Genomic DNA, 26,769 nt, shown 5'->3' on the forward strand with positions numbered 1-26,769 from the left:
GTGTCACTTTCGCTTTGGCAGCAGTGTCTTGCCCGATTGCAGGATGAGTTACCTGCCACAGAATTTAGTATGTGGATACGCCCCCTACAGGCGGAACTGAGTGACAATACTCTGGCGCTTTACGCCCCTAATCGTTTTGTACTGGACTGGGTCCGTGATAAGTACTTAAACAATATCAATGGCTTACTTAATGACTTTTGTGGTTCCGAGGTTCCTTTACTGCGTTTTGAAGTAGGGAGTAAACCGGCGGTAAGAACACACAGCCATCCAGTAACCGCCAGTGTTAGTGCACCTGTCGCTCCGGTTACCCGCAGCGCCCCTGTACGCCCGAGTTGGGACAGTTCGCCCGCTCAACCTGAACATTCTTACCGTTCGAATGTGAACCCGAAGCACACATTTGATAACTTCGTTGAAGGTAAATCCAACCAACTGGCTCGTGCTGCGGCACGTCAGGTTGCTGATAATCCGGGTGGCGCATATAACCCGTTATTCCTCTATGGCGGTACAGGTTTGGGTAAGACTCACCTGTTACATGCAGTAGGGAATGGCATCATGGCGCGTAAAGCCAATGCCAAAGTGGTTTACATGCATTCGGAGCGTTTTGTGCAGGACATGGTTAAGGCCTTGCAGAACAACGCAATAGAAGAATTTAAACGCTATTATCGTTCCGTTGATGCATTATTAATCGATGATATTCAGTTCTTTGCCAATAAAGAGCGTTCCCAGGAAGAGTTTTTCCACACCTTTAATGCCTTGTTGGAAGGTAATCAGCAGATCATTTTGACCTCAGATCGCTATCCAAAAGAGATCAATGGCGTCGAAGATCGTTTGAAATCGCGTTTTGGCTGGGGTTTAACGGTTGCCATTGAGCCGCCGGAACTAGAAACCCGAGTCGCGATCCTGATGAAGAAAGCGGATGAAAATGATATTCGCTTGCCCGGTGAGGTTGCGTTCTTTATTGCCAAGCGTCTGCGTTCCAATGTGCGTGAGCTGGAAGGGGCATTGAACCGTGTGATAGCTAATGCCAACTTTACCGGTCGGGCAATCACCATTGATTTCGTGCGCGAAGCTCTGCGTGACTTGCTGGCATTGCAGGAAAAGCTGGTTACCATCGATAATATTCAAAAGACTGTCGCAGAATATTATAAAATTAAGGTCGCTGACCTGCTCTCCAAACGGCGTTCTCGTTCGGTGGCCCGCCCGCGCCAAATGGCGATGGCGCTGGCAAAAGAGCTAACCAACCACAGCCTGCCTGAAATCGGCGATGCGTTTGGTGGCCGCGACCATACCACGGTGTTGCATGCTTGCCGCAAGATTGAGCAATTGCGTGAAGAAAGCCACGACATCAAAGAAGATTTCTCTAACTTAATCAGAACATTATCCTCCTAGCGCTATGAAATTTATCATTGAACGTGAGCATCTGCTAAAACCGCTGCAACAGGTCAGTAGCCCGCTGGGTGGACGTCCTACGTTGCCAATTTTAGGTAACTTGTTGTTGCAAGTGACCGAAGGCTCTTTGTTGCTGACGGGGACCGATCTGGAAATGGAGATGGTCGCGCGCGTGGCGCTGTCTAATCCCCATACCCAGGGAGCAACCACCGTACCGGCCCGGAAGTTTTTTGATATCTGGCGCGGTTTGCCAGAAGGGGCAGAAATCACGGTGGCGCTGGATGGTGATCGTCTACTGGTGCGCTCTGGCCGTAGCCGCTTCTCGCTGTCTACCCTGCCCGCGGCGGACTTCCCTAATCTGGATGATTGGCAGAGTGAGGTGGAGTTCACCTTACCGCAAGCCACACTGAAACGTCTGATTGAGTCCACTCAGTTCTCGATGGCTCATCAGGATGTGCGCTATTACTTGAACGGTATGCTGTTTGAGACTGAAGGTGAAGAGCTGCGCACTGTGGCGACCGATGGCCACCGTTTGGCGGTATGTTCCATGCCAATCGGGCAGACATTACCTTCACATTCGGTGATCGTGCCGCGTAAAGGTGTGATGGAGCTGGTCAGGTTATTGGATGGGGGTGATACACCACTGCGCCTGCAAATCGGCAGCAACAACATCCGCGCGCATGTGGGGGATTTTATTTTCACCTCTAAGCTGGTTGATGGCCGTTTCCCTGATTATCGCCGGGTATTGCCGAAGAACCCTGACAAAACGCTAGAAGCGGGTTGTGACTTGCTGAAACAGGCTTTTGCCCGTGCAGCAATTTTGTCAAATGAGAAGTTCCGCGGCGTTCGGCTCTATGTCAGTCACAATCAGCTCAAAATCACCGCCAATAACCCTGAACAGGAAGAGGCGGAAGAAATCCTCGATGTTAGCTACGAGGGAACGGAAATGGAGATCGGTTTCAACGTCAGCTATGTACTTGATGTGCTGAATGCACTGAAATGCGAAGATGTGCGCCTGTTATTGACCGATTCGGTCTCCAGTGTGCAGATTGAAGACGGTGCTAGTCAGGCTGCGGCCTATGTTGTCATGCCAATGCGTCTTTGAACTATAGCGGGCTATCTTACTTGCCAGCTTGGGATTGGGCAGTGCTCACCATCCTCACGTACATTAAGTACGCTCCGGTGGTTGTGCGCTGTCCGCACCCAATCTGTCTGCGACAATTACGCCCTCTTTCAGAGGTAATGCGATAACGCCCTTGATGGTTTGATGTTCAATAATGAAGACATTTGCAGCATGGCTCTGACACGGTTGTTAATTAAAGATTTTCGTAATATCGAATCGGCAGACTTGGCGCTGGCAGCGGGGTTTAATTTTTTAGTTGGCCCCAACGGTAGCGGTAAAACCAGTGTGTTAGAAGCGATTTATACCCTTGGCCATGGTAGGGCTTTTCGTAGTTTACAAGCAGGCAGAGTGATCCGTCACGACTGTGCCGAGTTTGTGTTACATGGCCGGGTTGATGTGAATGAACGTGAATCATCTATTGGGCTAAGTAAAAGCCGGCAGGGTGATAGCAAGGTGCGGATCGATGGCACTGACGGCCACAAAGTGGCCGAATTGGCGCAAATGCTGCCCATGCAATTGATCACCCCTGAGGGGTTCACCTTATTGAATGGCGGGCCAAAATTCCGGCGCGCTTTTTTAGACTGGGGTTGCTTTCATAATGAACCCGGTTTTTTTACGGCCTGGAGCAATCTAAAAAGATTACTTAAGCAGCGCAACGCCGCGCTGCGCCAGGTTAGTCGCTATGCGCAAATCCGGCCTTGGGATCAGGAAATTATCCCACTGGCTGAACGCATTAGTGAGTGGCGGGCGGCATACAGTGATGCAATTGCGGCAGATATTTCAGCCACATGCTCCCTGTTCCTGCCAGAGTTTGCCTTGAGTTTCTCTTTCCAGCGCGGCTGGGATAAAGAGAGTGACTATGGTGAGTTGCTGGAACGCCAGTTTGAGCGTGACCGCGCGCTAACTTATACCGCCATCGGGCCACATAAAGCGGATTTCCGCATTCGGGCCGAGGGTACGCCGGTAGAAGATTTGCTATCGCGTGGTCAGTTGAAGTTGCTGATGTGCGCACTGCGGTTAGCGCAGGGTGAGTTTCTCACCCGACAGAGCGGGCGGCGTTGCCTGTATCTGCTTGACGATTTTGCTTCCGAATTGGACACCGGCCGTCGTCGATTATTGGCCGAGCGTCTCAAGGCTACCCAGGCACAGGTTTTTGTCAGCGCAGTGAGTGCTGAGCAAGTTGCCGACATGGTAGGCGAAAAGGGCAAGATGTTCCGCGTGGAACATGGCAAAATAGAGGTTCAACCACAGGATTAAAAATGAGCGAGAAACGTTGATGTCGAATACTTATGACTCCTCAAGTATCAAGGTATTAAAAGGGCTGGATGCGGTTCGTAAGCGTCCGGGCATGTATATCGGTGATACTGATGACGGTACCGGTCTGCACCACATGGTATTCGAGGTTGTGGACAACGCTATCGACGAAGCCCTCGCTGGCCACTGTAAAGAAATTATAGTCACCATCCATTCGGATAACTCTGTTTCTGTGCAGGATGATGGCCGTGGTATCCCAACCGGTATGCACGAAGAGGAAGGGGTATCAGCCGCAGAGGTCATCATGACCGTGTTGCATGCTGGCGGTAAATTTGACGATAACTCTTACAAAGTTTCCGGCGGTTTGCACGGCGTGGGCGTGTCCGTTGTTAACGCCCTGTCTGAAAAGCTGGAACTGGTCATTCGCCGTGATGGCAAAGTTCACGAGCAAACCTACAAAATGGGCGTGCCTCAGGCACCGCTGAAAATGGTGGGTGAAACCGATCTGACCGGGACGACCGTGCGTTTCTGGCCAAGTTTCCAGACCTTCACCAATAACATCGAATTCCAGTATGAAATTCTGGCTAAACGCCTGCGCGAGCTGTCGTTCCTGAACTCCGGTGTATCAATCAAACTGAAAGACAAACGTAACGACAGAGAAGACCACTTCCATTATGAAGGGGGTATTCGGGCGTTTGTTGAGTATCTGAGCAAAAACAAAAACCCGATCCACCCGAAAGTGTTCTATTTCTCCACCATGAAAGATGATATCGGTGTGGAAGTGGCATTGCAGTGGAACGATGGTTTCCAAGAAAATATCTACTGCTTCACCAATAACATTCCGCAGCGCGATGGTGGTACTCACTTGGTGGGCTTCCGCACGGCGATGACCCGTACGCTGAACAGCTATATGGACAAAGAAGGCTACAGCAAGAAAGCGAAAATCAGCGCCACTGGTGATGATGCCCGTGAAGGCCTGATTGCTGTTGTTTCTGTTAAAGTGCCGGACCCTAAATTCTCCTCACAGACTAAAGATAAATTGGTTTCTTCTGAAGTGAAAACGGCGGTCGAAACGCTGATGAACGAGAAGTTGGTTGAGTATTTGCTGGAAAACCCAACCGACGCCAAAATCGTGGTTGGCAAAATTATCGATGCTGCCCGTGCACGTGAAGCTGCACGTAAAGCGCGTGAAATGACACGCCGTAAAGGCGCGCTGGACCTGGCAGGTTTGCCAGGCAAACTGGCAGATTGTCAGGAACGAGATCCGGCGTTGTCCGAACTCTACTTAGTGGAAGGGGACTCTGCGGGCGGCTCTGCGAAACAAGGCCGTAACCGTAAGAACCAGGCCATTTTGCCGTTGAAAGGTAAAATCCTGAACGTTGAGAAAGCGCGCTTTGACAAAATGCTTTCTTCGCAGGAAGTCGCAACGCTGATTACTGCATTGGGTTGTGGTATTGGCCGGGATGAATATAACCCTGACAAACTGCGCTACCACAATATCATTATCATGACCGATGCCGACGTGGATGGTTCTCACATCCGCACGTTGCTATTGACCTTCTTCTACCGTCAGATGCCGGAAATTATTGAGCGTGGCCATGTGTTTATCGCTCAGCCGCCACTGTATAAAGTGAAAAAAGGCAAACAAGAGCAATACATCAAAGATGATGATGCGATGGAACAGTATCAGATGACACTGGCACTGGATGGCGCTGCATTGCACGTCAATCCTGAGGCACCACCGCTAGTGGGCGAGCATTTTGAGAAACTGGTTGCTGAGCATTATAGCGTTCAGAAGACCATTGCTCGTATGGAGCGCCGTTATCCGCGTGCTTTGCTGAATAACCTGATTTATCAGCCAACCTTGAAAGAAGAGGATTTGAGCGATAAAGCAGTGGTGACACAGTGGATTGATTCACTGGTGGTGTTACTGAATGAAAAAGAGCAGCACGGCAGCAGCTACAGTTCTGTGGTGCGCGAAAACCGTGAGCGTCAATTGTTCGAGCCAATATTGCGTATCCGTACCCACGGTGTAGATACCGATTATGATCTGGACTTTGATTTTGTCCACGGCGGTGAGTATCGCAAGATCTGCCTACTGGGCGAAAAACTGCGTGGCTTAATTGAAGAAGGCGCATTTGTTGAACGTGGCGAACGCCGAGTTCCGGTTTCAAGCTTTGAAGATGCGCTGGACTGGTTAGTGAAAGAGTCTCGCCGTGGCTTGGCAATTCAGCGCTATAAAGGCTTGGGTGAAATGAACCCAGAGCAGTTGTGGGAAACCACCATGGACCCAACCAGCCGCCGTATGCTGCGAGTGATGGTGAAAGATGCCGTTGCAGCGGATCAGTTATTCACCACCCTGATGGGTGATGCGGTTGAGCCTCGTCGTGCCTTTATCGAAGAGAATGCGTTACGCGCAGCCAATATCGATATTTAATCCGATAAGCGATTGATCGGATAGAAAAGCCCAGGGCAGTAAGCTGCCTCTGGGCTTTTTTTTGCCTATTTGCACCCCATTGAGAATTCATCGGGTTATGACATTCAAAATCAACTCAAGAGCAGCAAACCAGGTTTACGCTATGTCGGATGTGCCAATGGGGCGATGTCAGTTTTGCGTGAAGCTAGCGTGCTGTTTGCCGTGGTGATAGGTTGTGTATTTCTTGGCAAATCGCTGTCCATCAGAAAAGTGGTGGCGTGCACCGTAATTGCTATCGGTGCGATCCTCATTAGGTAACGGTTGGGGGGCATGGAATATCCCAATCAGGTTGCCGCAGGACAGCATAGGATAATCAGGAGAATGAAAGATGTCTTTGAATCCAACCATTGCGCTTATTGGTCCGGGCGCTATTGGCACCACCATCGCAGCAGTACTGCATGAGGTGGGACGTACACCGGTACTTTGCGGTCGAACTGCGCATTCGCAGCTAGAGCTACGCTATGACGGCGGCCAGATTATTGTACCCGGACCAGTGCAGATCCATCCCGCAGCGATTACCCGGCCGGTCGATCTGGTTTTTGTTGCTGTAAAATCGACTCAGGTTGACGCGGCAGCGCCATGGCTGGCGACTTTATGCAATGAGAATACCGTGGTGTGCGCACTGCAAAATGGTGTTGAGCAGATGAGCCAACTTGCGCCTTACGTATGTGGCGCCACCGTTCTGCCTTCAGTAGTGTGGTTCCCCGCACAGCGTGAACCGGATGCTTCTGTATGGCTGCGTGCTAAACCACGTCTTACCTTGCCGGATTCTCCGCCGGCGAATTTGGTGCTCACCGCGCTAAGTGGCACCCGTTGCTTAGTCGAGCTGGCGGCTGATTTCACCTCTATCGCCTGGCGCAAGCTGCTCCAGAACGCGGTGGCGGGGTTGATGGTACTGGCGAATCGCCGTGCTGGCATGTACACACGTCCCGACATCACCGAGTTGGCACTCGCTTATCTGCGGGAATGCCTCACCATCGCGCGAGCTGAAGGCGCAAAACTAAGTGATGACGTGCCGCAGGAGATTGTGGATGGCTTTCATCGCGCCCCGGCTGATTTAGGTACTTCGATCCTTGCCGACCGTCAGGCGAATCGTCCGCTGGAATGGGATATTCGTAACGGCGTGGTGCAGCGGTGCGGGCGTGCGCATAATATTCCAACACCGTTCAGTGATGTCATCGTTCCACTTCTTGCGGCAGGCAGCGACGGGCCTGGGTGATCATGCTAATTGAGGATAAAAAACGCATCATTCGTACATCCGGTTTACGCAAAGAAATCTGTCACCCCAATACAAGATATATGGCGGGAAATTGTGCTGATGCCAGTTGCAGTGCCAGTCCAAGTCGGGACTGTATATGCGTCGTTACCTGATTGATTTCTCGCGCGTACGCTTTTATTCCATTGGCTCTCATACCCCATTCACTAGCATTTGAGCGCTGAATCGCGTTAGCATGAGGCATTAGTTAAATAAATGTGAGGACCTATGGCTATTGAACTGATCGCTATCGATATGGACGGCACGTTACTGGATCCGCAGCACGAAATCACTCCACGGGTAAAGCAGGCTATTGATGCTGCCCGGGCTAAAGGGGTCTGTGTGGTATTGGCCACGGGTCGGCCCTATATTGGGGTCCAACGTTATTTACGTGAATTAAATATGCAAAACAGTGGTGATTATTGCATCAGCAATAACGGTGCATTAGTGCAAAAAGCCGCCACGGGTGAGTGTATTTTGCAGGAAACTATCAGTTTTGAGGATTACCTCTATTTCGAGGCTTTATCGCGCAAAATGGATGTTAGCTTCCAGGCTTTTGATTTTGATACCTTATATACCGCGAACAAAGACATCAGCAAATACACCCTACATGAAGTGTTATTGACCGGTATTCCATTGAAATATCGTGCAATCGAAGAGATGGACCCAACATTACGCTTTCCTAAAGTGATGATGATTGACGAGCCAGAAAAACTGGATCGTGCCTTAGCGATGATGCCAGCCGAAGCTTTTGAGCGTTTCACTATCATGAAGAGTGCACCGTTTTATCTGGAAATCCTGAGTAAGCGAGTGGATAAAGGGACTGGGGTGAAAATGCTGGCAGATCACTTAGGCATTGCGCAGGAAAATGTGATGGCTTTGGGTGATCAGGGTAATGATATTGCGATGGTTAACTATGCTGGTGTCGGTGTTGCAATGGGGAATGCTATCCCTGAATTGAAAGAGATAGCGCAGTTTGTCACGTGCACCAACAGTGAAGACGGTGTGGCGGTAGCGATAGAGAAATTTGTACTTTGATATTTAACTGATGCAGTAGCTCATTAATTTGCTGCTCGGATCAGGTTTCGGTTGATATTCAATTTGTTGCTATTGCCGACCGTTATGCCTCAACCGAGCAAGAGGGCTGGCCGGCCCTCCTGCACCTGCGGCTTGCGCGAAATATTGTGGCTTCGCCATACCCTCCGGCAGCTTACCGGCTAATCGAACCGGTGCTGACTCGCTCCCAGCTCGACAGCACCTTTCGCCGCGTCCATGCGGCTCATTCGGCCTGTAAACTTTGTCGGCAATATTCCTGATTGCGCTCAAGGTCAACAGAGAAAATCTAAAAGCCTACCCTCTCTTTTATCACCCTAGAATCCCTTTCACTATTTGCACATCCTGAATCCCTAATCCGGTTAAATCCGCCAGAGTGATCTGTTGGTCATTATCTCTAAAAGAGATACCTTGCGCTAAAACTGAACCCACCTCAGTTAAGGTGTGAGTTGCTAATAGCCCTTGCTGGAATGCCTGCGAAATCTCACCAAATTCTGAGCATTGCGCCCATGAGTCCAGCAAGATTTTATCGGCTTTAGCTACCAGTTCAGGGGATAGCTCATGTTTACCTGCACTATCTGCACCGACCGCCGTAATATGGGTTCCTGGCTGAATATCCGCCGCTTGCAAGATAGGTTCTCTGCTCGGTGTGGTGGTGATAATCAACTGGCATTGACGGGCTAACTTTGCGGCATTCAGTGTAGTATTAACCGCGAAACCTTCATCTTCAGCATACTGCCGATACTCCTCTAATGCCGTTTCACTGCGACCCCAAACCCATAGCTGACGGCATGCCACCACACTTTTTAGGTACATCAGATGTAGCCGTGCCTGCATACCGGTACCGATGATACCAATAGCACTGATATGTTTTGGTGCGCAAAGCTCGGCGGCAATTCGCCCGGCCAGCGCAGTACGCAGCGCAGTTAGCCACCCCTCATCGAGCAAGATAGCTTGTGGCTCGCCAGTAAGGGCGGAAAAGGCCATCATCAGCCCTTGATTACTGGCCAATCCTTGCGCGGGATTATCATAGAAACCGCCGGAAACCTTTACCACAAACTGACTGTCACCTTGCAAATACCCACTTTTAATACAGCAATCACCGTTGGCTTGCCCAAACAGCAAATGTTGCACTGGGGGCATTTGCACTTGCTGCTGGCTATATGCAATAAAGCCCTCTTTGAGCAGCAAGGTGATGGCATCTGCATCGAACTTGTCAAGAATTTGTTGCTTACTCAAAATTAGCATTCGGCGATGGCTCCCAGATATTTTTCCAGTACGATATTTTTACCGCACAGCACCACTGCCACTTTCTTACCTTGCCAACGTGGTGCCAGTTTCAACGCTGCCGCTAATGCCACACCAGCAGCACCTTCAATCATCCAACGGTCTGTGTGGGCAATCAAGCGCATGGCATCTTTGATTTCCTGCTCACTCACCAGGACTTTCTGATCGATCAACTGTTGGCAAAGTGCGAAGGTGATGGCTCCGGGTTCAACACCTCCGGCGGTACCGTCAGACAGGGTTTCCTGCTCTGCCACTTCCTGAATTTGGCCATTTTGCAGGCAGGTATACATGCTGGTGGCATTCGCCGGCCAGCAACCAATCACCTGTGTTTTATCCGATAATTTCTTTAAAACTGTCGCAATACCAGAAATCAGGCCACCACCGCCAACGGCAATAAACACAGCATCAAGGTCTGGTTGCTGTTCCACCATCTCCATGCCACAGGTACCTTGCCCGGCAATCACTTGCGGGTCGTTATAAGGAGAGATATAGACTTTGCCCTGCTGCTCTGCGGCGATACTCGCAGCCAGTTCGGCATTTAAAGCATCTCCTGCTACCAGTTCAATATGGCCGCCCAGTGCGCGAATAACTTCCAGCTTGATAGCTGCCGCTTGCTCTGGCGCATATATGGTGGCTTTCACTCCTGCCAGTTTCCCCGCTAGCGCCATAGCTTGCCCGTGGTTACCGGTCGAGGCAGTAATAACGCCGTTCTGGCGCTGTTCATCGGTCAACAAACGCAACTTGTTACTGGCTCCACGAAATTTAAAAGAACCGGTATGTTGCAGATGCTCACACTTAAGATAGATTTCGCAGCCACTGTGCTGCGATAGCAATGGGCTATATTCCAGCGGCGTCACTCTCACTTGTGGGCGTAATACCTGATGAGCTTCTTTAATGGCATCGAATAATGTATTCATGACGGTTCCTTAAAATCCTTTAGCTAGTTTTTATATTTTTCAAATGGTTATAAACAGTCGCCCGACCAATGCCGAGGATTTTTGCCACGTAACCTGCTGCATTCTTACCGTTGAATGCGCCCTGTTGATAGAGGGTCTCAATGAGCATCCGGCGGCTAGCATTATTCAAAGCTGCTAGCGTGAGCTGCTGCTGCTGTAACCAATGATGGATATAAGTGTTGATGCGTTCCTGCCAATCATCCTGAAACAGCACATCCGGTTGTGGCTGTAGTTGTTGCCCTGACAGGAATAGCTCCAGTGCTGCTTTGGCACTTTCAAATACGGTGATATCCAGATTGATACATAACAATCCAATTGGCTGCCTATTGTCATCACGTAATACCGTGCTGATGGAACGCAGTTGACGGCCATCCCAATTACGCTTTTGGTAAGGCCCGATCACCTGTGAGTGCTGATCAAATCGCAACTCACTGAGATTGGAGTCTTCCCCTAATTCCCGCTGTGAATAGTTGTTGGCGATATAAACCAATTTTTGGCTGGTTAAGTCATGAATGACGACTTCTGCATAGGGAGAGAAAAGGGTGGCGATTGCATCGGCAATGGGCTGGTATCGATTAAGCATAGGTCATTTTATTTGGAATTAAAAATCCATATTAGACTTTTATTTCTAAATGCACAGGGGTTATGCCGTTTTTTTCATTCATTTTGTGATGGATTGCTTATTTTGCGATCCAAATTGTAGTACAAAAATAAAGTATAGCTCTACAATCTGTTTGTGTTGAATGACAAAGTTTGAAAATTGTGCGGCGTTGTGGGGACGGTTAATCAAGAGATGCGTAAAGTAAGGGAATCATTATTGGTTAACCTGAAATAACCGGAGCGAACATGACAAAAGAACAACTCAGTAAAACAGACCGCATTATTTTGGTTATTGGTCAGCAGATTGTTGAAGGCAAATATCCACCGGGCTCACCGTTGCCTGCCGAAGCGGAAATTTGTGAGGAATTTCAAACCTCTCGTAACATGATTCGTGAGGTTTTTCGGGCGCTGATGGCAAAGCGATTGATTGAAGTGAAACGCTTTCGTGGGGCGTTTGTCCGGCCACGTAATCAGTGGAATTATCTCGATACCGATGTACTGCAATGGGCGCTGGCCAGTGATTATGACCCACGGTTAATCAGTGCGATGAGCGAAGTGCGTAATCTGGTCGAGCCAACTATCGCCCGCTGGGCTGCCGAAAGGGCAACCTCGAAAGAGCTGGCGGTGATTGAAACGGCACTCAATGAAATGATCGCCAATCATCAAGATAGAGACGAATTTAACGAAGCGGATATCCGCTATCACGAGGCGGTATTGGCTTCGGTACACAATCCGGTATTACAGCAACTCAGTGTGGCAATCAGCTCTCTGCAACGGGCGGTGTTTGAACGAACCTACATGCCTGATGAAGAAAACATGCCGCGCACATTACAAGAGCATCAGGATCTTTATGACGCTATTCGCCATCAAGATGCTGATGCGGCAGAACGGGCTGCGTTAACCATGATAGCCAGCTCCGCTAAACGGCTAAAGGATATTACATGAGTGAGCAGAGTTATGGATAAAAGCTATATCGCCATTGATTGGGGATCGACCAATCTGCGTGCTTGGCTTTATTTACGTGGTGAATGTGTAGATATGTTGCGCTCAGAAGCTGGGGTCACTCGCTTTAATGGGCAAAGTGCGCAGCAGATATTTCAGCAGGTTATCGCGCCGTGGCGCGAGCAGCAGCAACAGTATGACTTGCCAGTGCTGATGGCGGGCATGATTGGCAGCAATGCGGGTTGGATTTCAGTGCCTTATCTTGCTTGCCCAACCCGTCTTACGCAGGTATCGCGTCAATTAACTTGTGTGGCGGAGGCTGAGCCAATTCGGGCATGGATTATCCCCGGTTTATGTGTTGATAAGCCAGATAACCGCAACGTGATGCGTGGTGAAGAAACCCAACTGATCGGTGCGTATAGCGAACGGCCTTCATCAGTCTATTTAATGCCGGGAACTCACAGTAAATGGGTGCAAATGCAGGGTGATCAGGTCATGGATTTCCGCACTCTGATGACAGGTGAATTGCACTATTTGCTGCTGAATAATTCATTGGTGGGGGCAGGGCTGGAGGCTCAATTACCGGACAATACTGCGTTTATCGATGGCCTGACGCAAAGCTTTAATGACAGCAATATCATGCGTTGTCTGTTTGAGACGCGTGCTGCCCATGTGTTGGGTCGATTGAAGCGAACATCGGTCGGCGACTGGCTTTCTGGCCTGCTGATTGGCAATGAAATCGTGCAGATGCAGCAGCAATATCCGCTCGCTGCTGGAGAGTGTATTACGGTGATTGGCAATCCTAAACTGGTTGAGCGCTATACCCAAGGGTTAGAGATGGCTGGGATGCTTTATCAGGTGTTGGATGGCGATCAGGCTTTTCAAGCGGGAATCAGGAGTATTGTAAATGAAATGGAATACTAACATGCCATTGATTGGCATTTTGCGCGGCATCACACCGGCGGAAGTTCATGACCATGTGGCCGCTCTGCTTGATGCAGGCTTTGATGCGGTTGAAATTCCGCTGAATTCCCCACAATGGGAAGTGAGTATCGCGCAAACGGTCGCGGAATTTGGTCATCGTGCATTAATTGGTGCGGGCACGGTACTGAAACCCGAGCAACTGGATGTGTTGCATAGCATGGGCAGCAAGCTGGTGGTCACGCCGAACACCCAACCGGCGGTGATCCGTCGGGCTGTTGAGTTAGGCATGACGGTTTGCGCTGGGTGTGCCACCGCATCTGAAGCTTTCACGGCGCTGGATGCAGGCGCGCAAGCCCTGAAAATTTTCCCCTCGGTCTCTTTTGGTCCCGACTATATCAAAGCATTAAAAGCCGTATTGCCCCCTGAGGTGCCGGTGTTTGCCGTTGGTGGGATTACACCTGAGAATTTGTCTATTTATTTGGCTGCGGGTTGTGCTGGTGCTGGTTTGGGCGGTGACCTTTACCGCGCAGGCCAATCGGTATCTCAGACCGCACAACAAGCGGCTGCGTTTATTAAAGCCTTTAAGGATGCTACAAAATGAAAATTACCAAGCTAACCACTTACCGTTTACCCCCACGCTGGATGTTTCTGAAAATCGAAACCGATGAAGGCATTATTGGTTGGGGTGAACCGGTAATTGAAGGGCGTGCTCGTAGCGTTGAAGCTGCGGTACATGAGTTATCGGAATATGTTATCGGGCAAGACCCGGCGCGTATCAACGATATTTGGCAGACATTATATCGCGGCAGTTTCTATCGCGGTGGTCCTATTCTGATGAGTGCTATTGCCGGCATCGATCAGGCGCTATGGGATATTAAAGGTAAAGCGTTGGGAGTTCCGGTTTACCAATTATTGGGTGGATTGGTTCGCGATAAAATTAAAGCTTACAGTTGGGTTGGCGGTGATCGTCCGTCTGATGTGATTAGCGGTATTAATAAACTTACTGAGATTGGTTTTGATACGTTTAAACTCAATGGATGTGAGGAAATGGGCCTGATTGATAATGCCCGTAAAGTTGATGCCGCAGTAGCGGTCGTAGCACAAATTCGTGAAGCCTTTGGTAACCGTATTGAATTTGGTTTAGATTTTCATGGTCGGGTTAATGCGCCAATGGCAAAAATCCTGATTAAAGAATTGGAACCTTATCGCCCATTGTTTATTGAAGAACCCGTATTAGCTGAACAGGCAGAATATTATCCCCGTCTGGCGGCACAAACCCATATTCCTATCGCAGCAGGCGAGCGGATGTTCTCCCGTTTTGAATTTAAACGGGTATTGGCCGATGGCGGGCTGGCAATTATTCAACCTGACTTATCTCATGCTGGTGGCCTGACTGAGTGCTTTAAAATTGCCGCTATGGCAGAGTCTTATGATGTGGCATTAGCACCACATTGCCCACTTGGGCCAATTGCATTGGCGTCTTGTTTGCACCTTGATTTTGTCGCCCGCAATGCAGTCTTGCAGGAGCAAAGCATGGGGATTCATTACAACCAAGGTGCTGAGTTGCTGGATTATGTGATTAATAAAGACGATTTCAAAATGACCGATGGTCATTTCTATCCACTGACAAAACCCGGCTTAGGGGTAGAAATCAATGAGGAATTAGTGATTGAACGCAGCAAGAATGCCCCTGATTGGAGAAATCCGGTTTGGCGCTATCCTGATGGTGCCGTCGCCGAATGGTAAGTTGCCCTCGTTCGATTAATTAATAAATTATCTAATACAATTATCAGGGAAATAATCCTAACAAAGATAAAGCGTATATCAGCCGTTAAAAAACTATTTTCTTCCGGTTAATAATTCGGGTGGAAAAATAGAAATTATATTAAATAACAATTTATTGCGACCCTACACGCAGGAGTTCCCTTGCGCCCAAAATACGGTAATGCGACAGTGTTATCAGCAATTTGGGCAGGGAGCTTCGGCGTATATTAATCCGATTATAATTGGGATCATTACCATGGAAATGACCTTAGCTACTGCCCCAAGCAAAAGGCGCTATCTGACACTATTTATGATATTTGTCACGGTTGTCATTTGTTATGTTGATAGAGCCAACCTTGCCGTTGCTTCAGCCCATATTCAGGAAGAATTTGGTATCACCAAAACCCAGATGGGTTATATTTTCTCCGCTTTTGCCTGGACCTATACCTTATGCCAGATCCCCGGAGGCTGGTTCCTCGATCGCGTTGGCTCCAAAATGACGTATTTCATTGCTATTTTGGGGTGGTCAGTCGCGACCTTATTACAGGGGTTTGCGAACGGGCTGGGCACCTTAATTGGTTTACGTGCGATTACCGGTTTATTTGAAGCGCCTGCTTTCCCAACCAATAACCGCATTGTCACCAGTTGGTTCCCAGAGCAGGAGCGAGCCTCGGCAGTTGGTTTTTATACCTCAGGTCAGTTTGTCGGCCTGGCATTTCTGACTCCATTACTTATTTGGGTACAGGAAGTCCTCAGTTGGCACTGGGTATTTATTATCACTGGGGGGATCGGCGTTATATGGGCATTGATATGGCACTTTGTTTATCAGCCACCACGTAAATCCAAAGGTATTAATCAGGCCGAACTGGATTACATTCAATCGGGTGGCGGTATTGTTGATGGTGATGCGGCGAGCGAGAAAAAAGCCCGAACCCCCATCACCGCTGCTGAGTGGAAACTGGTATTTAACCGCAAACTGGTTGGCGTCTATATTGGGCAGTTTGCCATAACCTCGACGCTGTGGTTCTTCCTGACTTGGTTCCCTAACTATCTGACCCAAGAGAAACATATCAGTGCGTTGACTGCCGGTTTTATGACCACCGTACCGTTTTTGGCGGCTTTCTTTGGTGTATTGCTCTCTGGGCTAGTGGCCGATCGCATGGTGCGCAAAGGCAAGTCCATTGGCTTTGCCCGTAAAACACCAATTATCTGCGGTTTATTGCTTTCTACCTGCATTATGGGGGCTAACTATACCAACGATCCGTTCTGGATTATGGTGTTAATGGGGTTGGCTTTCTTCGGTAACGGCTTCGCTTCTATTACCTGGTCACTGGTTTCATCATTGGCACCAGTGCGGTTGATTGGCCTGACGGGTGGCGTCTTTAACTTTGTCGGTGGGCTGGGGGGGATCACGGTTCCACTGGTGGTCGGTTATCTGGCACAGGATTATGGTTTTGCTCCTTCCCTGATTTATATCGCAGCAGTGGCATTTATGGGCGCACTCTCTTATATCTTCCTGGTCGGAGATGTAGAACGGGTGGGATAAACCCTGACTCTGCATGTCGCTGATAGTGGTGATATGCAGAGCATTTGACCAGAGACAGAGCACCGGGTGGTGATATAATTCGTATAAATGATTTAGCCTTCCGTATCACCGGAGCCAAGATGACCTGTCAGCAAGATGCCCCTTCACAAGAACAGCAACTCACCTTTGATCCTCGCGGTCATCAACTCACTAATATCAATGTCTGGACCCCTGATAGCCAATGGTTGGCCTATGATGTGCGGCCCAATGGTAGCACTTTTAGTGGCTTAACGATTGAGCGGGTTAATTGTATTACTGGTGATATTGAGGTGATTTATCGCGCTCAGCAGGGGGCGCATGTTGGTGTGGTGACGGTCAGCCCAGACTCACCCGCGCGTTATGTGTTTATCCACGGGCCAGAGCACCCGGATAGCCACTGGCACTATGATTTTCATCATCGGCGCGGTGTGATTGTGTCCGAACCGGATAGAGAGCTGGCGGTAACACTGGATGCGATGGATATCACCCCGCCCTATACCCGTGGGGCATTGCGTGGTGGTAGCCATGTCCATGTTTTCAGCCCAGACGGCAGCCGCCTTAGCTTCACCTATAACGACCATGTATTACATGAATTAGACCCGTTATTGGATTGTCGCAACGTGGGTATTGCACTGCCGCTGCATGGCGTGAATCCACCTAAACAGCATCCTCGTGAATATGATGGCAGCCATTTCTGTGTTTTGGTCAGTCACACCACGCCCATACCACAAGCGGGCAGCGACCAGATAAATCGGGCATACGAGGAGGGGTGGATTGGTACGCAGGGGTATCTTAAAACGGACGGTACCCGTCAGCGTTGGGCATTGGCCTTTATCGGCGACACCCTTTCAGCACAGGGCGAAAAAATCCCAGAAATCTTTATTGCTGATTTGCCCGAACATGACCGAGAGTATGCCCATGCCGGAACGATGCCACTTGAGGGGACGCAAAGCACGCTACCTGCGCCACCCGCAGGGGTGATTCAGCGGCGGCTAACTTACACCAGCGAGCGGCCTTTCCCTGGTCTTGCTACCAGCCCGCGTCATTGGTTGCGTTCATCGCCGGATGGCAGTGCCATTGCTTGTTTGATGAAAGATGATAGCGGTATCGTACAATTATGGCTGGTTTCCCCCAATGGTGACTCACTACGGCAACTGACATTCAGCGAGGGAGGGATTCAATCAGCATTTAGCTGGCATCCACAGGGCGGTAGTTTGGCTTTTGTCTGTGATAACAGTGTGATGCTCTGTGATAGCACCACCGGTCAACTGCGCCGTTTGACGGCTCGCAGTACGGTTGCGCCACTGGCGGATGCGGTGGTTTTTGCACCAGACGGTAATAAGGTGGCATTTATGCGGGAAATAGATGGGTGGGTGCAAATCTTTACTGTGAATGTAAGCTAGGCCCCTTAGCTAATACGGTCAGGGGCTGGAGAGGCCACGAGCTGTGATTACTGTATCGGTGCACTGACAGTTTGTGTCGGTTGCTGATTTTGTGTTTCCGATTGGCGGATACGCTCGCGCGGTGAGCTGGCCATTTTGTCTTCATTGTCTGAGCGCAGATAATCGTAGGGTAGGAGCAGGGTATCCATCACCGCAGAGAAGGGCAGATCTACTGCCAACAGGGGCCGTAGCGCCCAGCCGGTATTGTCATCTTTAAGCATCGCCACATTGGCTTCAGTGCCGGAGTAGTAGCCCTGACTGCTGCTGGTATGGGTCATAATGCTTGAGCAGCCACTAACGAACAGCAGAGAACAACCGGTAACAAAAGGGATAACTGTATTTCTCATTGTTGTACTCAGCTCTCATGATACCGTGATTAACTGACACGACACTATGTCAGGTTTTGTCGTAAATTGTTACACCCATTTACAGACACTTCCGATGGTCAAAGATTCAATCTTGTGGACTGATTTAACTTAAGTGTAAGTTATAACAGCTGATTTATCGAATATTAGTTTAATAAACATCCTATTGAGATTTTTCGTGTAAATTTTTTTTGATTTTACTCTTGAAAAAAACAAGACCGATACCATCTTATTATCAGGTCAGAGAGAATACGCCGATAGGGTATTCAGACCATTAGTCTGTCCATAGTGGAAGGCTTAATTAAAAATAGGATAACACCCTTGCTAATATATTTAGGAGGCAGTTTTTATGCGTAATTCCGAGCTTGCTCCATTGTACCGTTCAGCTATCGGTTTCGACCGGTTATTTAATCTATTAGAATCCGGCCAGAACCAAAGTAATGGCGGTTACCCTCCCTATAACGTCGAGTTGGTAGATGAAAACAACTACCGCATTGCTATTGCTGTGGCAGGCTTTGCAGAGCAGGAGTTGGAAATTGTTACTCAGGATAACATATTGATTATTCGAGGGTCTCATGCTGGTGAGCCTGTGGCTCGCACCTATTTATATCAAGGTATCGCTGAGCGTAACTTCGAGCGGAAATTCCAGTTGGCTGAGCACATTAAAATTAAAGGTGCCAACTTAGTGAATGGCTTACTGTATATCGATCTTGAGCGATTGGTACCAGAAAGTTTAAAACCGCGCCGTATTGAAATTAAGCAATCAGCTTAATATGTTTTTTCAATAATATGGCTAAGTCACATTATTAATAACTGAGCCAAGTCTGCCGTAATCGGGGACTGACCGGCTTTCTATTATCTCGCTTCTTAGAAGGAGTTATATTTATGCGTAATTATGATTTGTCACCTTTACTTCGTCAGTGGATTGGTTTTGATAAACTGGCCAGCTCAATGCAAGGCAGTCAGGATGCCCAAGGGTTCCCGCCATATAACATTGAGAAAACTGATGATAACCACTATCGCATCTCACTGGCATTAGCCGGATTTAAGCAGAGCGAACTGGATATCGAAGTAGAAGGCCCACGCCTGACGGTACGCGGTAAGCCCGCGCCAGTAGAAAAACAGGTTGAATACCTGCATCAAGGCTTGATACGTAAAGAGTTCTCATTGACCTTTACTCTGGCTGAGCATCTGAATGTAGATAATGCTCAGTTTGAAAATGGCCTGCTGCATATTGATCTGCTGCGCCAAGTGCCAGAAGCGCTGCAACCACAGCGTATTACCATCGGCAATGCTGCACCTGCGGAGCGTCAAGTATTAGATAGCCCGGCGGCAACCGAGCAAACTGAACAGCAGTAATTATGATGACCGGTACCTCTGTGTGAGGTGCCGGTATACCCTTCTTACTTAACGCCGCCGCTTTGTTAGCGGCGTTTTCTAACCGAGAGTTTCCCCGCTCTCCGGTGCATTTTGTGGTGTATCACACATTCAACCGTTCCCCCTTCTGACAGAATCCCTACTAATTATATGTCCGTCATTCTTCAAGCTGCATGTACGTTGGCTGCGTTCAATCACCCGAATCACTTACTCATGTAAGCTCATCGGGGTTCTCTCGCTTGCCGCCTTCCTGCAACTCGAATTATTTAGGATATAAGAATTTAAGGCTATGTATGACATTGGTGATATTTCACATGGCCGACCGGTTTTTAAACTTAGGCAAGGAAGTGATTTATGAGTGCTATCGCCCTTACCGTCAGTATGTTGGCGCTGGTCGCTGTATTGGGGTTATGGATCGGTAATTGGAAGGTCTATGGTGTTGGATTAGGTATTGGCGGGGTGCTGTTTGGCGGCATTATTGTGGGCCATTTTGCACAAACCTATGACGTTGTTCTTAATGGGGACATGCTGCACTTCATTCAGGAGTTTGGTCTGATTCTGTTTGTCTACACTATTGGTATTCAAGTCGGACCGGGGTTCTTCTCTTCACTGCGAGTATCGGGGTTACGACTTAACTGCTTTGCCATTCTGATGGTGATTGTCGGTGGGTTAGTGACTGCCATTATTCACAAACTGTTTGCCGTGCCGCTGCCGATTATTTTGGGGATATTTTCGGGGGCGGTGACTAATACACCGGCACTCGGGGCGGCACAGCAGATCCTTACTGATTTGGGGTCACCACCTCAATTGGTTAGCCAAATGGGGATGGGTTATGCCATGGCATACCCATTTGGGATTTGTGGCATTTTGCTGGTGATGTGGCTGATTCGTTTATTCTTTAAAATCAACGTCGATCGTGAGGCCAAAGAGTTTGATAGTAGCCACGGGCAGAATCGTGAATTGTTGCAAACCATGAACGTTGCGGTGCGCAACCCTAATCTGAATGGTTTGTCAGTACAGGATGTGCCGTTGCTCAATAGTGATGAGGTGGTCTGTTCCCGATTGAAACGTGGTGATTTGCTGATGGTACCGTTGCCCGCCACGGTGATTGAACTGGGGGACTATTTGCATTTGGTTGGTCAGCGTGAAGCTTTAGAAAAAGTGCGGCTGGTGGTGGGGGAAGAGGTGGACGTTACGCTTTCCACTGCGGGGACGGCGTTGCAAACCGCCAGGGTGGTAGTCACCAACGAAGCGGTGTTAGGTAAGAAAATCCGTGACCTCAATCTGAAGCAGAAGTATGACGTGGCTATTACGCGCCTTAATCGTGCGGGTATCGAACTGGTGGCCAGTAACAGTGCCAGTCTGCAATTCGGTGACATTCTTAATTTAGTGGGTCGCCCAGAAGCGATTGAGGCGGTATCCGCTGTCGTGGGTAACGCGCAACAGAAGTTGCAACAAGTGCAGATGTTACCGGTATTTATCGGTGTCGGTCTGGGGGTATTGCTGGGGTCGATACCGCTGTTCATTCCTGGGTTCCCGGCAGCATTACGGCTCGGGCTGGCGGGTGGGCCACTGGTGGTGGCGTTGATTCTTGGGCGTATTGGTAGCATCGGTAAGTTGTATTGGTTTATGCCACCGAGTGCCAACCTGGCTTTGCGTGAACTGGGGATTGTGCTGTTCTTGTCAGTGGTCGGGCTGAAGTCCGGCGGTGATTTTATTAATACGCTGGTTAATGGTGATGGGCTGGCATGGATTGGTTATGGCGCGATGATTACCGGCATCCCGTTGCTGACTGTGGGGATTCTGGCACGCATGTTAGCTAAGATGAACTATCTGACGCTGTGCGGCATGTTAGCCGGGTCAATGACCGATCCTCCGGCGTTGGCATTTGCTAATGGCCTGCACCCAACCAGCGGTGCGGCAGCGCTCTCTTATGCCACGGTTTACCCACTGGCGATGTTCTTACGAATAATGTCGCCGCAGATATTGGCCGTGCTGTTTTGGACATTGTAATGGATAGCCGATTATCCTGCGTATAGGGTGTTAATACAGTGAGAACAGGCAGATCGTAAAGACGCCGTCAATCCATCCCGGGAGGCTCGAGCCGCGCCATCCCTGGCGCGGACGCTTTACTCTTCTGCCTATCCTCACCGTATAAAGACTAAGGTGATATTTTCCAAAGGAATAGCAAGTTACGCAATTTGCTGCTTAATAATCACTTCGCTTCTTGAAATGCCAGCTCAATCTCTTCGGCCAGAATTGCGACACCCTTTTCGATTTGCTCAGGCGCGGGCACATAGTTCATCCGCATACATTGATGGGTGTGCGGCCAGTCATGTTCCAGACCAGGGAAGAAATAGTGGCCCGGTACCATCAACACCCCCCGTTTTTTCAGGCGCTGATAAAGTAGTTCGGTGCTGATCGGCAGCTCTTTAAACCATAACCAGAGGAAAATAGCACCTTCGGGTTTGTGGATCAGGCAGCGTTCAGGCGGCAGGTATTTGCGCAGGATAGCGATAGTTTGCTGCACCCGTTCAAAGTAAAATGGCCGGATCACCTCATTGGATAAGCGCAACAAATCACCACGCTCAATCATTTCGGCAGCGATCGCAGGCCCCATACTGCCGGGCGATAAGCTGATAATGCCATTCATATTGGTGATGGCCGAAATCACTTTCTCATCGGCAATCACAATGCCGCAACGAGAACCGGGTAAACCCAGCTTGGACAGGCTCATGCACAGGATGATATTCGGATTCCACAGTGGGGTCGCATCAGTAAAGATGATGCTGGGGAAGGGCACACCATAGGCGTTATCAATCAATAACGGAATATCACGTTGCTGAGCTATTGCATCAAGGCGAATCAGCTCTTCATCGGTAATTACATTACCGGTAGGATTGGTTGGCCGCGATACACATATCAGGCCAATATCATCGGTAATATTGAGGTGATCGAAATCGACGTGATATTTGAATTGGCCTTCTGGCAGCAGCTCAATATTCGGCTTGGCAGACACGAACAGGTCTTCATCCAAACCTGCATCGGCATAGCCTAGATACTCCGGTGCCAGTGGGAACAGCACTCGACGGCGGCTGCCATCAGCATAGCGACCAGCGAATAAATTAAATAAGTAGAAAAATGCGCTCTGACTGCCATTTGTCAGTGCAATATTCTGTGGCTCAATTTGCCAGCCCAACTCCTCGCGCAGCATTTTTGCCAGCGCTTTCAGCAGCAAGTCTTTGCCTTGTGGCCCGTCGTAATTACACAGCGCCTCAGTCAATTGCCCGCGCTCCAGCATCTCCTGACACAGTTGTTGGAAGTAGGCATCCATCTCTGGAATATGTGCCGGATTACCGCCGCCAAGCATGATAGAACCTGGGGTTCTAAGGCCGTCGTTGAGGTCATCCATCAGTCTGGTAATACCCGCGTAGCGGGTAAATTTATCGCCGAAAAGTGAAAACTTCATAAATGAAAATTTATTGTTATCCGTAAGTGAACAAGTACCATACGCGTAGATAAAAGTGGGTGCAATGCGGAAAGATTTCTTCCTGCCGATGGAAAGTGTCGGCAGGGAGTGTTTTTGCGGGATAATATTCTTATTTACTCTTTCTTGTCTCCGACCCAAACCACCAGCACATTATCCCCCTGATACTGGCGACTAAAAGCATAATAATCATCAGTTTGTTGGGATTGTTGTACTCCGGCACCAATCGCCGGATGGCGAGCGCGGAACTGACTGACTTTTTGCCAGTGTGTCAGCAGCGCACCTTTGGCACCGGTGAGTTCATTCCAGTTCATATCTGATCGGGTGCCCTGCAACGGATCTGAACCCGTTGGGCCGAATTGCCGCCCACTTTCATCGCCATAGAAGATTTGCACTGCACCTGGGGCCAGCAGCAGCAGTGAGCCCGCCTGTTGCTGTTTCAGTAATGACTGCTGGGCATCATCTTTGAAGAATAATCGGGTATCGTGTGATGACAGGTAACTCAATACATTGAAACCTTGCAGTTTTTCAGCCATTTGCTGATAGGTGCTATCAATAGAAGAGAAGCACGCTAGCGCTTGTTTCGCCTGATCCTGAAAATCAAAGTTAATCATCGCATCGAAGCCGTTTTGGTAGTAATCGCTCTTCATCACACCGTGGCCCCATGCCTCTCCGGCCATCCAGAACGGTAAGTTATCCAGTGCTTGTTCAGGATGAGCCGCTTTCCATTCAGCCAATGCGGCGGTAGTTTGTTGTTTAAGCTGTTGCCATGCTGGTTTCTCCACATGCTTGGCAGTATCAACTCGAAAACCATCGATACCGTAATCACGTACCCATTGGCTCAACCAATGAGTAAGGTAATCACGCGGTGTGGCGCCGGTAATTTCCCGCGCTGCGGTATCGGGTTTATGCCGATAAAACACCGGTAAGCCGCTGGGTTGGGTGGATTCAGTTTTGATGTCCGGTAAGAAAGCTAATGACATGGTCAGGTCGTCATAACCCGGTGAGTCGTAATCGCCAATATCGGTGCGGATCCACTGCTTGCCCCACCAGTTGTCCCAGGTGGTTTTATCACTGAAATTGATGTAATCATTAAAACTATGCCAGGTTTGGCCTTTGCCGGGCGTCCAGTCGGTCCATTTTTTACCCAGTGTTTTTTCCAGTTGGTCGCCTGGCAAATAGAGTGCCCCGAACTGGTAACTTTGCATATCCGCTAAAGTGGCGTATCCCACATGATTCATCACCACATCAAATAGAACACGGATACCGCGTTTATGGGCTTGTTCAACCAGCTTATGTAAATCCTGTTCAGTCCCCATATTGGCATCCAGACGGGTCCAATCCAGCCCGTAATAGCCATGATAGGCGTAATGCGGGAAATCGCCTTTAGTACCGCCACCGACCCAACCGTGAATCTGCTCCAGTGGCGAACTTATCCACAAGGCATTAACGCCAAGTTGTTGCAGATAATCAAGTTTCTCGGTTAAACCCGCCAGGTCGCCACCGTGGAATGTGCCAATTTCCTGCATACCATCGCCATGGCGGCCGTAGCTGTGGTCATTGGCGGGATTGCCATTTTTAAAACGATCCGTCAGCGCAAAATAAACAGTCGCATTTTGCCAGCTAAATGGCGCGGCATGTTGAGTTTGGGCTGATTCCAGTAGTAATAAACCACCGCTTTCGGGGGCCGGTTGTAGCGTGATTTTCCCCAGCGAGACTGTTGCCGTTTGGCCGGAATAGAAATCCCGTATCGTTTCGCCTTCAGCAAAGGTTTTGCTCACATCTACGGTAACAGGCAAGCCATTCCAGCGCTGGCAACTGTGGGTTACGACTTTTGCCACTTCCGCCACAGGTTCTGTGAGGCTTAAAGTGAGCGTCGGCGTACCGCTGCGGGTATCAATGCGTGCCTGATACTGACCATCACGGAACAATCGCCACTGAATATCGGCCTTATTCTGACAGGGTTGCAGCGAAAACGTCTGGTTCAACTTCACCGGTCCGGTGGGTTGCCAGCACTGTTTATTCTGATAAAACTTAAGCGGATACTCCCCTTTAGTCAGTGCGCTATTACTGACAAAAATACCATTGTCCTGCTCGGTGAACACCGGGAAATGCTGGAGTGACCAGTTAGCCATCGCCGCCGGTGAAAGTAGCAGCAGCAAGGATGTTTTGAGATGTTTCATGGCACATCTTCCTATTTAGGGAGCGAGAGGTTTATGCGAATTGAGGCTGACTTAGTGTGCCGTTTGGTGAGGAAATAGCCTCATCCCTGAGTGGATTTTATGGGGAGGAGACGCGCGGAGGAGTGGGAATTGGCCTGCTAGCAGGCCAATGGGCGTGGTTAGGCTTTCTGCAAAACCTGCGGATTCACGCAGTTTTCCGTCACGGTACCGGTTAGCGCGGCGATCAGGTTATCCACTGCACAGGCAGCCATGTTGTAACGGGTCTCGGTGGTGGCGGAACCAATATGTGGCACGGCAACGACATTGCGCAGTGAGAGTAAGGGCGAATCTATCGGTAGCGGCTCTTGTTCAAACACATCCAACCCAGCGCCATGAATCGTGCCATCTTGTAGCGCGGCAATCAGCGCTGGCTCATCGACAACCGGCCCACGGCCCGCATTAATCAGAATTGCGCTGGATTTCATTTTAGCCAGTTGGTCACGGCCAATCATATGGTAGGTCTGCTCGGTCATCGGCAGCGTAATACAGAGAAAATCAACTTCAGCCAATAAGGTATCGAGAGAACAGCGACGGGCATTAAAGCGTTTTTCGGCTTCTTCATGTGGGCGGCGGCTGGTATACAACACCGGCATACTGAAACCGAAATGTGCCCGCTGGGCCAGTGCCATCCCAATGCGACCCATACCGAGAATGCCGATAGTTTTGTGGTGAATATCAACACCATACCAGTCATCGCCAATGCTATCTTGCCATTCACCGGCTTTCACCCGTTCAGCCAATTCAACCACTCGACGGGCGCAAGACAGCACCAAGGCCATCATGGTGTCGGCGACGGTTTCCGTCAGTACCGTTGGTGTGTGCATCAAGGCCACACCACGCTGGCTCAGGGCATCAACATCAAAGTTGTCATAACCGACAGAAATGGTTGAGGCAGCGCGCAAACGCGGTGCTAATTGTAGAAAGTCCTGATCGATTTTACCGCCGGAACCGATAAGCCCCTGTGCCTGTTGCAACGCAGACAATAGCTCTGGCTGATTATCAGGCGCTAAGCCATCAAAACTGTTTACGGTAAAATGTTGGGCTAAACGCTGATGCAGATCGCTGGGAATACTTTTGTACAGCACAATAGAAGGCTTCATCGCAAACTCCAATGACGTTACCCTTCATACTTGAAGTCGTAGGGGGTTAGCTTCATTCACTAATCCGAATCACTTGACTGTGTAAGTTCATCGGGGTTTGCATCACTTGATGCCTGCCCGCAACCTCAATTACTTTGGGTGGGTGAAATTTAAAGCCAGCATACCAGTGATCACTATTGTGGGATCAAG

General features: G+C 49.4%; 22 protein-coding genes. 15 read left to right on the forward strand and 7 right to left on the reverse strand.

Annotated features, from left to right (window positions below; all coding sequences use genetic code 11):
* The 6 genes from dnaA to yidA form a co-directional block, all read left to right on the forward strand.
* The coding region (dnaA, locus tag V1955_RS00005; protein WP_372568425.1) for a chromosomal replication initiator protein DnaA at positions 1-1,389 on the forward strand (1,389 nt) is incomplete at its 5' end.
* 4 nt (positions 1,390-1,393) lie between these two features.
* The gene (dnaN, locus tag V1955_RS00010; RefSeq protein ID WP_005186756.1) at positions 1,394-2,494 is read left to right on the forward strand and encodes a DNA polymerase III subunit beta; all 1,101 of its coding nucleotides are present in this window, start codon (positions 1,394-1,396) and stop codon (positions 2,492-2,494) included.
* Between the two features lie 189 nt (positions 2,495-2,683).
* Positions 2,684-3,769 (forward strand): DNA replication/repair protein RecF, encoded by a 1,086-nt coding sequence (gene recF, locus V1955_RS00015; protein ID WP_083163975.1) that lies wholly within the window; start codon positions 2,684-2,686, stop codon positions 3,767-3,769.
* Positions 3,770-3,788: 19 nt separating this feature from the next.
* Positions 3,789-6,203: a DNA topoisomerase (ATP-hydrolyzing) subunit B gene (gene gyrB, locus V1955_RS00020; protein ID WP_083161534.1), complete on the forward strand. Its 2,415-nt coding sequence runs from the start codon at positions 3,789-3,791 to the stop codon at positions 6,201-6,203.
* A gap of 367 nt (positions 6,204-6,570) precedes the next feature.
* Positions 6,571-7,461 (forward strand): oxidoreductase, encoded by an 891-nt coding sequence (locus tag V1955_RS00025; protein WP_372568427.1) that lies wholly within the window; start codon positions 6,571-6,573, stop codon positions 7,459-7,461.
* 264 nt (positions 7,462-7,725) lie between these two features.
* On the forward strand, positions 7,726-8,535 hold the full coding sequence (yidA, locus tag V1955_RS00030) for a sugar-phosphatase (protein WP_420072749.1): 810 nt from the start codon (positions 7,726-7,728) through the stop codon (positions 8,533-8,535).
* 327 nt (positions 8,536-8,862) lie between these two features.
* On the opposite strand, the gene V1955_RS00035 is transcribed toward yidA, so the two are convergent.
* From V1955_RS00035 to V1955_RS00045, 3 genes are read right to left on the reverse strand one after another with little or no spacing between them, the layout of a single operon-like run.
* Positions 8,863-9,798 carry an ornithine cyclodeaminase family protein gene (locus V1955_RS00035; RefSeq protein ID WP_083161527.1) on the reverse strand — a complete coding sequence of 312 codons (936 nt, stop codon included), beginning with the start codon at positions 9,796-9,798 and terminating at the stop codon, positions 8,863-8,865.
* Positions 9,792-10,754 carry a threonine/serine dehydratase gene (locus V1955_RS00040; RefSeq protein ID WP_083161524.1) on the reverse strand — a complete coding sequence of 321 codons (963 nt, stop codon included), beginning with the start codon at positions 10,752-10,754 and terminating at the stop codon, positions 9,792-9,794. Before V1955_RS00040 ends, V1955_RS00035 begins: the two co-directional genes overlap by 7 nt.
* A 19-nt stretch (positions 10,755-10,773) precedes the next feature.
* Positions 10,774-11,376: a helix-turn-helix transcriptional regulator gene (locus V1955_RS00045; protein ID WP_083161522.1), complete on the reverse strand. Its 603-nt coding sequence runs from the start codon at positions 11,374-11,376 to the stop codon at positions 10,774-10,776.
* Between the two features lie 263 nt (positions 11,377-11,639).
* Between V1955_RS00045 and dgoR the strand changes: the two genes are divergently transcribed.
* The 6 genes from dgoR to V1955_RS00075 all read left to right on the forward strand — a co-directional run bounded on the left by dgoR (position 11,640) and on the right by V1955_RS00075 (position 17,990).
* On the forward strand, positions 11,640-12,338 hold the full coding sequence (gene dgoR, locus V1955_RS00050) for a D-galactonate utilization transcriptional regulator DgoR (protein WP_083161520.1): 699 nt from the start codon (positions 11,640-11,642) through the stop codon (positions 12,336-12,338).
* 12 nt (positions 12,339-12,350) lie between these two features.
* The gene (locus V1955_RS00055; protein ID WP_083161518.1) at positions 12,351-13,259 is read left to right on the forward strand and encodes a 2-dehydro-3-deoxygalactonokinase; all 909 of its coding nucleotides are present in this window, start codon (positions 12,351-12,353) and stop codon (positions 13,257-13,259) included.
* The gene (locus V1955_RS00060; protein WP_050087293.1) at positions 13,243-13,860 is read left to right on the forward strand and encodes a 2-dehydro-3-deoxy-6-phosphogalactonate aldolase; all 618 of its coding nucleotides are present in this window, start codon (positions 13,243-13,245) and stop codon (positions 13,858-13,860) included. Before V1955_RS00055 ends, V1955_RS00060 begins: the two co-directional genes overlap by 17 nt.
* Positions 13,857-15,005, forward strand: coding sequence for a galactonate dehydratase (gene dgoD / locus V1955_RS00065; RefSeq protein WP_083161516.1), 1,149 nt, complete (start codon positions 13,857-13,859; stop codon positions 15,003-15,005). Before V1955_RS00060 ends, dgoD begins: the two co-directional genes overlap by 4 nt.
* 274 nt (positions 15,006-15,279) lie before the next feature.
* Positions 15,280-16,569: an MFS transporter gene (locus tag V1955_RS00070; RefSeq protein ID WP_102970574.1), complete on the forward strand. Its 1,290-nt coding sequence runs from the start codon at positions 15,280-15,282 to the stop codon at positions 16,567-16,569.
* Positions 16,570-16,688: 119 nt separating this feature from the next.
* Positions 16,689-17,990, forward strand: a complete 1,302-nt coding sequence (locus tag V1955_RS00075; protein WP_372568432.1) for a DUF3748 domain-containing protein — start codon at positions 16,689-16,691, stop codon at positions 17,988-17,990.
* A gap of 47 nt (positions 17,991-18,037) precedes the next feature.
* Here V1955_RS00075 and V1955_RS00080 read toward each other — a convergent pair whose 3' ends face one another.
* On the reverse strand, positions 18,038-18,376 hold the full coding sequence (locus tag V1955_RS00080) for a YceK/YidQ family lipoprotein (RefSeq protein ID WP_083161512.1): 339 nt from the start codon (positions 18,374-18,376) through the stop codon (positions 18,038-18,040).
* Between the two features lie 367 nt (positions 18,377-18,743).
* On the opposite strand from V1955_RS00080, the gene ibpA reads away from it, so the two are divergent.
* The 3 genes from ibpA to V1955_RS00095 all read left to right on the forward strand — a co-directional run bounded on the left by ibpA (position 18,744) and on the right by V1955_RS00095 (position 21,784).
* Positions 18,744-19,166 carry a small heat shock chaperone IbpA gene (gene ibpA / locus V1955_RS00085; protein ID WP_372568433.1) on the forward strand — a complete coding sequence of 141 codons (423 nt, stop codon included), beginning with the start codon at positions 18,744-18,746 and terminating at the stop codon, positions 19,164-19,166.
* Between the two features lie 113 nt (positions 19,167-19,279).
* Positions 19,280-19,753, forward strand: coding sequence for a small heat shock chaperone IbpB (ibpB, locus tag V1955_RS00090; RefSeq protein WP_083161508.1), 474 nt, complete (start codon positions 19,280-19,282; stop codon positions 19,751-19,753).
* Positions 19,754-20,125: 372 nt separating this feature from the next.
* The gene (locus V1955_RS00095) at positions 20,126-21,784 is read left to right on the forward strand and encodes a putative transporter (RefSeq protein ID WP_083161504.1); all 1,659 of its coding nucleotides are present in this window, start codon (positions 20,126-20,128) and stop codon (positions 21,782-21,784) included.
* A gap of 202 nt (positions 21,785-21,986) precedes the next feature.
* On the opposite strand, the gene V1955_RS00100 is transcribed toward V1955_RS00095, so the two are convergent.
* The 3 genes from V1955_RS00100 to ghrB all read right to left on the reverse strand — a co-directional run bounded on the left by V1955_RS00100 (position 21,987) and on the right by ghrB (position 26,580).
* Complete coding sequence (locus V1955_RS00100; RefSeq protein WP_442820404.1) at positions 21,987-23,240, reverse strand: valine--pyruvate transaminase; 1,254 nt, start codon at positions 23,238-23,240, stop codon at positions 21,987-21,989.
* 134 nt (positions 23,241-23,374) lie between these two features.
* A complete protein-coding gene (locus V1955_RS00105) occupies positions 23,375-25,441 on the reverse strand; it encodes an alpha-amylase (protein WP_442820405.1) in 2,067 nt (688 codons plus the stop codon).
* Between the two features lie 158 nt (positions 25,442-25,599).
* Positions 25,600-26,580, reverse strand: coding sequence for a glyoxylate/hydroxypyruvate reductase GhrB (gene ghrB, locus V1955_RS00110; protein WP_442820406.1), 981 nt, complete (start codon positions 26,578-26,580; stop codon positions 25,600-25,602).
* Between the last annotated feature and the right edge of the window lie 189 nt (positions 26,581-26,769).

Source organism: Yersinia sp. 2545 StPb PI (genome assembly GCF_052217125.1).
In the GTDB taxonomy this organism is placed as follows: domain Bacteria; phylum Pseudomonadota; class Gammaproteobacteria; order Enterobacterales; family Enterobacteriaceae; genus Yersinia; species Yersinia enterocolitica_E.

Bases quoted from the DNA above. Each gene is read 5' to 3' on its own strand.
- ghrB (WP_442820406.1), bottom strand. From the start codon at position 26,580: ATGAAGCCTTCTATTGTGCTGTACAAAAGTATTCCCAGCGATCTGCAT.
- yidA (WP_420072749.1), top strand. From the start codon at position 7,726: ATGGCTATTGAACTGATCGCTATCGATATGGACGGCACGTTACTGGAT.
- ibpB (WP_083161508.1), top strand. From the start codon at position 19,280: ATGCGTAATTATGATTTGTCACCTTTACTTCGTCAGTGGATTGGTTTT.
- recF (WP_083163975.1), top strand. From the start codon at position 2,684: ATGGCTCTGACACGGTTGTTAATTAAAGATTTTCGTAATATCGAATCG.
- ibpA (WP_372568433.1), top strand. From the start codon at position 18,744: ATGCGTAATTCCGAGCTTGCTCCATTGTACCGTTCAGCTATCGGTTTC.
- V1955_RS00080 (WP_083161512.1), bottom strand. From the start codon at position 18,376: ATGAGAAATACAGTTATCCCTTTTGTTACCGGTTGTTCTCTGCTGTTC.
- V1955_RS00100 (WP_442820404.1), bottom strand. From the start codon at position 23,240: ATGAAGTTTTCACTTTTCGGCGATAAATTTACCCGCTACGCGGGTATT.
- V1955_RS00055 (WP_083161518.1), top strand. From the start codon at position 12,351: ATGGATAAAAGCTATATCGCCATTGATTGGGGATCGACCAATCTGCGT.
- V1955_RS00075 (WP_372568432.1), top strand. From the start codon at position 16,689: ATGACCTGTCAGCAAGATGCCCCTTCACAAGAACAGCAACTCACCTTT.
- V1955_RS00105 (WP_442820405.1), bottom strand. From the start codon at position 25,441: ATGAAACATCTCAAAACATCCTTGCTGCTGCTACTTTCACCGGCGGCG.
- dgoR (WP_083161520.1), top strand. From the start codon at position 11,640: ATGACAAAAGAACAACTCAGTAAAACAGACCGCATTATTTTGGTTATT.
- V1955_RS00060 (WP_050087293.1), top strand. From the start codon at position 13,243: ATGAAATGGAATACTAACATGCCATTGATTGGCATTTTGCGCGGCATC.
- V1955_RS00040 (WP_083161524.1), bottom strand. From the start codon at position 10,754: ATGAATACATTATTCGATGCCATTAAAGAAGCTCATCAGGTATTACGC.
- gyrB (WP_083161534.1), top strand. From the start codon at position 3,789: ATGTCGAATACTTATGACTCCTCAAGTATCAAGGTATTAAAAGGGCTG.
- V1955_RS00025 (WP_372568427.1), top strand. From the start codon at position 6,571: ATGTCTTTGAATCCAACCATTGCGCTTATTGGTCCGGGCGCTATTGGC.
- dnaN (WP_005186756.1), top strand. From the start codon at position 1,394: ATGAAATTTATCATTGAACGTGAGCATCTGCTAAAACCGCTGCAACAG.
- dgoD (WP_083161516.1), top strand. From the start codon at position 13,857: ATGAAAATTACCAAGCTAACCACTTACCGTTTACCCCCACGCTGGATG.
- V1955_RS00035 (WP_083161527.1), bottom strand. From the start codon at position 9,798: ATGCTAATTTTGAGTAAGCAACAAATTCTTGACAAGTTCGATGCAGAT.
- V1955_RS00070 (WP_102970574.1), top strand. From the start codon at position 15,280: ATGGAAATGACCTTAGCTACTGCCCCAAGCAAAAGGCGCTATCTGACA.
- V1955_RS00095 (WP_083161504.1), top strand. From the start codon at position 20,126: ATGAGTGCTATCGCCCTTACCGTCAGTATGTTGGCGCTGGTCGCTGTA.
- V1955_RS00045 (WP_083161522.1), bottom strand. From the start codon at position 11,376: ATGCTTAATCGATACCAGCCCATTGCCGATGCAATCGCCACCCTTTTC.